The sequence below is a fragment of the Winogradskyella sp. genome (genome assembly GCF_013213975.1).
Classification (GTDB): Bacteria; Bacteroidota; Bacteroidia; order Flavobacteriales; family Flavobacteriaceae; genus Winogradskyella.
This window is the reverse complement of the sequence record NZ_JABSST010000111.1, coordinates 1-7,348: the sequence shown is the minus strand read 5'-3', so window position 1 is coordinate 7,348 and position 7,348 is coordinate 1. Positions and strand designations below refer to the sequence as shown.

7 protein-coding genes and 1 pseudogene are annotated in these 7,348 nt (G+C 35.1%); 1 reads left to right on the top strand and 7 read right to left on the bottom strand.

What is annotated here, in order from left to right; genetic code table 11:
- From HRU49_RS13550 to gcvP, 3 genes and pseudogenes are all read right to left on the bottom strand, one after another.
- Window positions 1-268: pseudogene (locus tag HRU49_RS13550) on the bottom strand (methyltransferase); the annotation flags it as partial.
- A gap of 30 nt (window positions 269-298) precedes the next feature.
- Entirely contained in the window at window positions 299-1,357 is a 1,059-nt protein-coding gene (locus HRU49_RS13545; RefSeq protein ID WP_296358067.1) for a 3-oxoacyl-ACP synthase III family protein, read from the bottom strand.
- 102 nt (window positions 1,358-1,459) lie between these two features.
- Window positions 1,460-4,309 carry an aminomethyl-transferring glycine dehydrogenase gene (gcvP, locus tag HRU49_RS13540; protein WP_296358066.1) on the bottom strand — a complete coding sequence of 950 codons (2,850 nt, stop codon included), beginning with the start codon at window positions 4,307-4,309 and terminating at the stop codon, window positions 1,460-1,462.
- 121 nt (window positions 4,310-4,430) lie between these two features.
- On the opposite strand from gcvP, the gene HRU49_RS13535 reads away from it, so the two are divergent.
- A complete protein-coding gene (locus HRU49_RS13535; RefSeq protein ID WP_296358065.1) occupies window positions 4,431-5,264 on the top strand; it encodes a hypothetical protein in 834 nt (277 codons plus the stop codon).
- Here HRU49_RS13535 and HRU49_RS13530 read toward each other — a convergent pair.
- The 4 genes from HRU49_RS13530 to HRU49_RS13515 all read right to left on the bottom strand — a co-directional run.
- Complete coding sequence (locus HRU49_RS13530; RefSeq protein WP_296358063.1) at window positions 5,247-5,504, bottom strand: hypothetical protein; 258 nt, start codon at window positions 5,502-5,504, stop codon at window positions 5,247-5,249. The genes HRU49_RS13535 and HRU49_RS13530 overlap by 18 nt on opposite strands.
- Window positions 5,505-5,509: 5 nt before the next feature.
- Window positions 5,510-6,064, bottom strand: a complete 555-nt coding sequence (locus tag HRU49_RS13525; protein ID WP_296358060.1) for a sigma-70 family RNA polymerase sigma factor — start codon at window positions 6,062-6,064, stop codon at window positions 5,510-5,512.
- A 65-nt stretch (window positions 6,065-6,129) separates the two neighbouring features.
- The gene (locus tag HRU49_RS13520; protein ID WP_296358058.1) at window positions 6,130-7,005 is read right to left on the bottom strand and encodes a methyltransferase domain-containing protein; all 876 of its coding nucleotides are present in this window, start codon (window positions 7,003-7,005) and stop codon (window positions 6,130-6,132) included.
- Window positions 7,006-7,008: 3 nt separating this feature from the next.
- Window positions 7,009-7,348: hypothetical protein (locus HRU49_RS13515; protein WP_296358056.1), on the bottom strand; the 340-nt coding region annotated here is incomplete at its 5' end.

Sequence of the window (7,348 nt, the reverse complement as noted above, 5' to 3'; positions counted from 1 at the left end):
TAGATTTTAATACCTCGTAAGGAGAAAGTAAATGTTCAAATATTTCAAAGGCAGTGACAACTTCAGTATTTGAGGTTATGATGTTTGAACGATCTTCGTCTAAATCTTCTCCTTTAGTATTTTCAACTTGATACCCTTCAAAAATAATGATTTCTGAAAAAGGGTTGCTTACGCCTAAATCTAGAATGGACTCAGAGGTAGAGATGTGTTTTTTTAAAAACTGCAGTGTGAGTTTAAATCGTTTATTAGGATAGGTTTTCTCGTACATATGAACTTCCTAGAGGTCGGAATCTAGTTATTAATACTTGTATACAATAGCATTGATATGCATGCCTGCGCCAACACTGGCAAATATAATAACATCTCCTTTGTTGATCTCGTGATCCTCTAACTTGTTATTTCTGATTAAGTCGAAAAGTGTAGGAACCGTAGCAACAGAACTGTTTCCAAGTTTATGTATGCTCATCGGCATAATACCTTCAGGAGCTTGCGATTTAAATAAGCGGTAGAAGCGTTTAATGATGGCTTCGTCCATCTTTTCGTTGGCTTGATGAATCAACACTTTTTTAACTTCTGAAATATCAATTCCGCTATTATCTAAACAATCTTTCATTGCTTGAGCGACATTAGTCAAGGCAAACTCATAAATTTTACGTCCATGCATTTTGATATAGCGTGTATCTGGACATAAGTTTTTGTTGTTGGAATTTCCAAAGAATAAATAGTAGGCTTCATCGTAGGTAAATGATGCAGTTTCATGCGCTAAAATACCGCCTTCCTCATCTGTAGCTTCAACAATACTTGCTCCAGCACCATCAGAATAAATCATGGAATCTCTATCATGTTTGTCAACCACACGAGATAATGTTTCTGAACCTATAACCAAACAGCGTTTAGCCATACCAGCTTTAATAAATGCTTGCGCTTGTATAACACCTTCTACCCAACCAGGACACCCAAATAAAATATCATAGGCAACACACTTTGGATTTTTAATTCGTAACCTGTACTTAATCCTTGACGCTAAACACGGAAGAATATCACTTTGAATAGTATTATGCTTAACATCACCAAAATTATGAGCGCAGATAATGTAATCTATAGTTTCAGGGTCTATATTGGCATCATCAATAGCCTTCTGTGCGGCTAAAAAACCAAGGTCAGAACTTACTAATTGCTCATCGGCATAACGACGTTCAACAATGCCAGTTATAGCCTTGAACTTTTCTACAATGACGTCATTTGGGTAGTCAATTGAAGAGCCATCAATATTTAAGAATTCATGTTGATGGAAATTCTCATTTTTCTCAATATTATCGGGAATGCAACTACCTGTTCCAGTTATTTTGATGCTCATAATATAAAATCTATAAACTTTTTTGTATCCAAAGGCAATGTACTACTAAATGACTTTTTTTCATTTTGAAGTCGATAAATTTTACGATGTCCAAACCTCAAATTAGGCTTCTATAAAGTCTTCAATCGGAGCACAGCTACAGATCAAATTTCGATCTCCATAAGCATCATCCACACGTCTAACACTTGGCCAAAATTTATTGTCTTGTACATACTCTAATGGGAATGCCGCTTCTTGTCTTGTGTACGGCAATAACCACTCATCTGAGGTTAGCATTGCTAAGGTGTGAGGAGCATTCTTTAATACATTGTTTGGTTCTTCTTTAGTGGCATTGTCAATTTCCTCTCTAATAGAAATCATAGCATCACAAAAACGATCCATTTCAGCTTTACTTTCACTTTCAGTTGGTTCTATCATCATAGTTCCTGCAACCGGAAAAGAAACTGTAGGAGCGTGGAAGCCGTAATCCATGAGACGTTTCGCAATATCAGTAACTTCAATACCTTTTGCCTTAAAGTCACGACAGTCAATAATCATCTCATGGGCAGCTCTACCATTTTCACCAGTATAAAGCGTATCATAATACCCTTCTAGCCGTTCTTTAATGTAATTAGCATTAAGGATAGCCACTTCCGTAGCTTGTTTTAGGCCTTTAGCACCTAACATTGTAATGTATCCATAAGATATAATACAAGCCAAAGAAGATCCAAAAGGTGCAGCCGAAATTGCAGAAATGGCTTGATGTCCTCCTGTCTTAATTATTGGATTTCCAGGTAAGAAAGGTACTAATTGTTCTGCTACGCAGATAGGTCCAACACCAGGCCCACCACCACCATGTGGTATTGCAAATGTCTTGTGTAAGTTGAGGTGGCAAACGTCTGCACCGATATTTCCAGGATTTGTTAATCCAACTTGCGCGTTCATATTTGCTCCGTCCATATACACTTGTCCTCCGTTATCATGGATGATTTGCGTTATTTCTTTAATCGCAGATTCATAAACTCCATGTGTAGAAGGGTAGGTGACCATTAAGGCAGATAAATTGTCTTTATATAGTTCTGCTTTTTCCCTTAAATCGTCTACATCTATGTTGCCATCTTCCGAAGCTTTGGTTACAACCACCTTCATGCCAGCCATAACAGCACTTGCAGGATTAGTACCATGAGCAGAAGAGGGGATTAAACAAATATTTCTGTGATGGTCACCTCGAGATTCGTGATAAGCTCTTATGACCATAAGTCCTGCAAATTCGCCTTGAGCACCTGAATTAGGTTGTAGTGATGTTGCGGCAAATCCAGTAATTTCAGTAAGCTGATTTTCTAGTTCTGTAAGCATCAATTGGTACCCAGCAGCTTGATCTTTTGGTGCAAAAGGATGCATATTTCCCCAACTTCCCCAACTTAATGGTAACATTTCCGATGCAGCATTAAGCTTCATGGTGCAAGACCCTAACGAAATCATGGAATGATTTAAAGCCAAATCTTTACGTTCCAAACGTTTGATATAACGCATTAACTCAGTCTCCGAATGATACGAATTAAAGACTTCAAAGGTTAAAAAATCAGATTGACGCTTTAGACTGTTAGGAAGTGTATCAATTTCTACAATTGAAGAGATTTTATTTACGTTATTGTCAGTTACCTTTTCAAAAATTGAGAGGATTTCATTTAAATCTGAAATCGTTGTGGTTTCATTTATTGAAATCGTTACTGTGTTGTTATCTGGATAATAAAAATTAACTTCTTTTTTCTCAGCTTCGTACTTTACCTTAACAGGATCCGCTTTGATTTGGATGGTGTCGAAATAATGTGTATTAACTTGCTCAAGTCCTAATTTTTCTAATGCTGCTCCTAAAGTTGCTGTAGTATTCTGAACCTTGTTAGCAATAAATTCTAAACCCTTTGGACCATGATAAACAGCATACATCCCTGCCATTACTGCTAACAGTACCTGAGCTGTACAAATGTTTGACGTGGCCTTATCGCGCTTAATATGTTGTTCTCGTGTTTGTAAGGCCATTCGAAGTGCCCTGTTACCATTGGTATCTTTAGTAACACCAATAATACGGCCTGGTACATCACGCTTGTAGGCTTCCTTAGTTGCAAAATATGCAGCATGTGGTCCGCCATAACCCATGGGAATTCCAAATCTTTGTGTTGTTCCAATGACAATGTCAGCGCCAAATTTACCCGGAGCCTCGAGCTTAATTAGACTTAGAATGTCAGCAGCAACAGCCACTTTTATATTTTGAGCATTCGCTTTTTCAATAAATGACTTAATATCTGTAATCTGACCATTTTTTCCTGGATACTGAAGTAAAGCCCCAAAATATTCATCAGATAAATTATATTCTGCCTCATTTCCAATTTCTAATTCAATACCAATTGGTGTTGCTCTTGTCTCTAGTAAGGCAATGGTTTGAGGTAACACTAAATCCGAAACAAAGAACTTATTGACACCAGCTTTTTTCTGAGCACGCTCTCTAACAGCAAACAATAAACTCATGGCTTCCGCTGCGGCAGTACTTTCATCCAATAACGATGCGTTAGCAATCTCCATTCCTGTAAGATCTATGATCATGGTTTGGAAATTTAATAAGGCTTCTAATCGTCCTTGTGCAATTTCTGCTTGATAAGGTGTGTAAGCTGTATACCATCCTGGGTTTTCCAAAATATTACGCTGTATAACGGCGGGTAAATTTGAAGGATGGTAACCTAAACCGATGTAAGATTTATAGACTTTGTTGAGTTGAGATAATTTATAAATGTGACTTAAATACTCTTGTTCACTTTTAGCAGGTTCAAGATCTAAGTCTTTATCTAGACGAATTCCGGCTGGAATAGTCTCAGAAACTAACTGGTCTATACTGGTTACACCAATGGTGTTTAACATGGCCTTTTGTTCTTCAGAATTAGGGCCAATATGTCGTAATGCAAAAGATGTCGTATCCATTTAAATTGAGCAATTTTTTTTAATATGCAAAAATACGGATTTAGGACTTTTAATTTGTTAATGATAATTAAAGTTTTTAACTGAAATATGCTGTTATTAACACATTAGGTATTTTTGTTCTATGAAAGAGCTTAAGCATCTTTTTGACTTCTACGTAAACAGCAGTATCCATGTTGCACTAAGTGTGTATGCTTTAACATGGATAACGTTGATTCAATTTGATATTGACTATGATAAAAGTGTGCTGTATTTTGTGTTTTTCGCAACCATAACTGGTTATAATTTTGTGAAGTATTTTGGTATTGCAGAGTTTCATCATCGGAGCTTAGCGAATTGGTTAAAGGCTATTCAAGTGTTTTCATTTATTGCTTTTTTTGCGATGGCTTATTATTTATGGCAATTAGAAAAACATACACTTTTATTAATAGGTGTTTTGGGTTTAATTACCTTCTTATACGCCATACCAATTGTTCCAAAAAAAATATTCATTGATGATCAAAAAAATTTGAGACAGATTGCTGGCTTGAAGATTTATGTTATTGCCTTAGTTTGGACTTTTACAACTGTTATTTTACCGTTGTATAATAGTAATCAAAATTTAAATGTAGATGTTTTACTTACAAGTATTCAACGCTTTATATTCATCATAATTTTAATGCTTCCTTTTGAAATAAGAGATCTTAATTATGATAGTTTGAAATTGGCAACTATTCCGCAGAAAATAGGAGTAAAAAAGACTAAAATCATCGGTGTGTTTTTACTGATGATATTCTTTTTATTGGAATATTTTAAGGATGAAATTTCGAGTAATTCTATTATAGCGGCACTCGTGATTACATTGTTCACGCTATTAAGTGTTGTGTTTTCTAGTAAAAAACAGTCGAAATACTACAGCGCATTTTGGGTAGAAAGTTTGCCTGTAGTATGGCTTATCGTTTTATTGATGCTTCGCTAGTTCTTCTTCGAATTGCTTTTGCATATTGCTGCGCTCGTCATCTTTTAGACAACTTACATCAGATTTCTGCATTATCTCAGATAACTTATTATTTCTATTAGAATAAGCTCTGGTAATACGACACCAAGAGAGTCTTATGCCTAATTTCATACGCTCCCATCCTGTAGCTTCACCATACTGTCTTTTATTACAGATATGTTGCGCTTCTTCACAGCTTATAAATAAAAAACTTTTCTTCATTGTTATTAAAACCAATTTTTTTCCATGCAATCAGCAAGAGCAGTTCTGGCTCTATGGATGATTACCCAGAGGTTAGACGGAGTTATATTTAAATCATTACAAATTGTTTCAGTATCATAGCCTAAAATTGTTTTCATTTTAAAAACATTAGCTTGCTTTTGAGGTAGTTTTCCTAAACACTCATGTATGGCATCACCTAATTCGGAATTTTCTAATTTATCCTCTGCTGTTTGGTCAAAAGGATCAGCTACGTGTTCTTCTAACCAATCACCTTCAACCTCAGACTCATTGTTGTAAGTCATTCTAACTTCAGCCTTACCTTTATTAGAATTAATCTTACGATAGTAATCGATAATTTTTCGTTTTAAAATAGAAATTAACCATGTACGCTCACTAGCTTCACCTTTAAAATTAGACATGGACTTTAATCCAGCTAAAAACGTTTCAGAAACTAAGTCTTGAGCCATTTCTCTGTCGTTAACTCTAGATATGGTGTAGTGAAACAGATAATCAGAGTATTCCGAAATCCAATTGTTTGGGTTTATTTGATGTTTAGCCATTTTTGTTTTCCATTGCAGCTCAAAAATAGGATAAAAAATTGAAAATCAGATCTTGCCGAGAGCACTCATTTTGTGGCGCTAATGATATAATACCCAAAGCTTTTCATATGCAAACCAGAAAGTAGCGCATAGTATGATCCCTTTAGATTATGTAAACTTTCGCGTTTAATTGTTTTGAAGTTTAGAAGTTTTTTTAAAACAAATCCAGTAATGGCAAAAGGTACATGCAGTACAGATGGAGCAACTCTAAATGACTTATCCTCGACTTTGATGTCTTTAAAACCTAATGCTTCTAGTTTACTTTTTATATGGTAATGGGTTTCTAATTTCTCTAAATTCCAATGACTACATAGTTTATGATAAGCGTATTTTCCACCTTGGCAAAGTTGGTTCTTGTCTTTTTTTAAAAAGGCATCAGCAATAACAAATCGCCCGCCAGGTTTCAGAACTCGAAATGCTTCTTTTAAAGATTTATAATTGTGCCCAGAGTGACAAAGACTTTCTATGGCGACGGCCGAGTCAAAGGTATTAGACTGAAACGAGGTGTCGTTATAATTTTCATTTAAAATTATTCCGTTTTTACCTTTTAGTAACTCGTTACCCTGTTTTACCTGAAAATTAGATAAGGTTACACCATACGCAATGAGATTTTTATGACGTTTAAGTGCGTATCGTATGGTGCCTCCCATGCCACATCCCAAATCAATCAAACGATTTTTTTTGTTCCTAATATTTAGGCGCTTCATTACTTGGGTATTCATTTCATTGAGCATAGCATCACGTTTAAATGGATTGGTTTTAAATGGAATAAAATAGCCAAAATGCATATTATAATCATTACTCCAAAATTCATAATCTTCGGTAGCTTCGTTGTAAAAGTCAACCATTTCAAATCGATTTTGTTCTGAATAATTCTTGTAAGTGAGTGTTTGAGTTTTCATAGTTTATTGATTTAATAGATTGAATAAAAAAAGCCAAGTATAAACGACAGCGAAAAGCGTGAATAAAAAATTCATAAAATAACTTCCTAATTTGAAAGTTAGCTTTTGTGGGATTTGATACATTGGATAATAAGTAATTTGAGTGATGACTTTTCCCACCCAGTATGCAGCTATTAGTCCAGTTAAAGCCATTGCTAATTTTGATCCATTTGTTAGATCTTCTTTGAGAAGAATTGCAATAATTCCAAAGGTAAAGTTTAAGCCTTGAATATAACGACCATAGGTTTTAGCAATTTCTTGATTTAGTGGTTTTAGTTGCTTAACATCATTATACCAATCAAAT

What these genes read in the sequence shown, in the direction of transcription:
- HRU49_RS13545 (WP_296358067.1), bottom strand. Translation starts at nt 1,357, where the DNA reads ATGAGCATCAAAATAACTGGAACAGGTAGTTGCATTCCCGATAATATT.
- gcvP (WP_296358066.1), bottom strand. Translation starts at nt 4,309, where the DNA reads ATGGATACGACATCTTTTGCATTACGACATATTGGCCCTAATTCTGAA.
- HRU49_RS13535 (WP_296358065.1), top strand. Translation starts at nt 4,431, where the DNA reads ATGAAAGAGCTTAAGCATCTTTTTGACTTCTACGTAAACAGCAGTATC.
- HRU49_RS13530 (WP_296358063.1), bottom strand. Translation starts at nt 5,504, where the DNA reads ATGAAGAAAAGTTTTTTATTTATAAGCTGTGAAGAAGCGCAACATATC.
- HRU49_RS13525 (WP_296358060.1), bottom strand. Translation starts at nt 6,064, where the DNA reads ATGGCTAAACATCAAATAAACCCAAACAATTGGATTTCGGAATACTCT.
- HRU49_RS13520 (WP_296358058.1), bottom strand. Translation starts at nt 7,005, where the DNA reads ATGAAAACTCAAACACTCACTTACAAGAATTATTCAGAACAAAATCGA.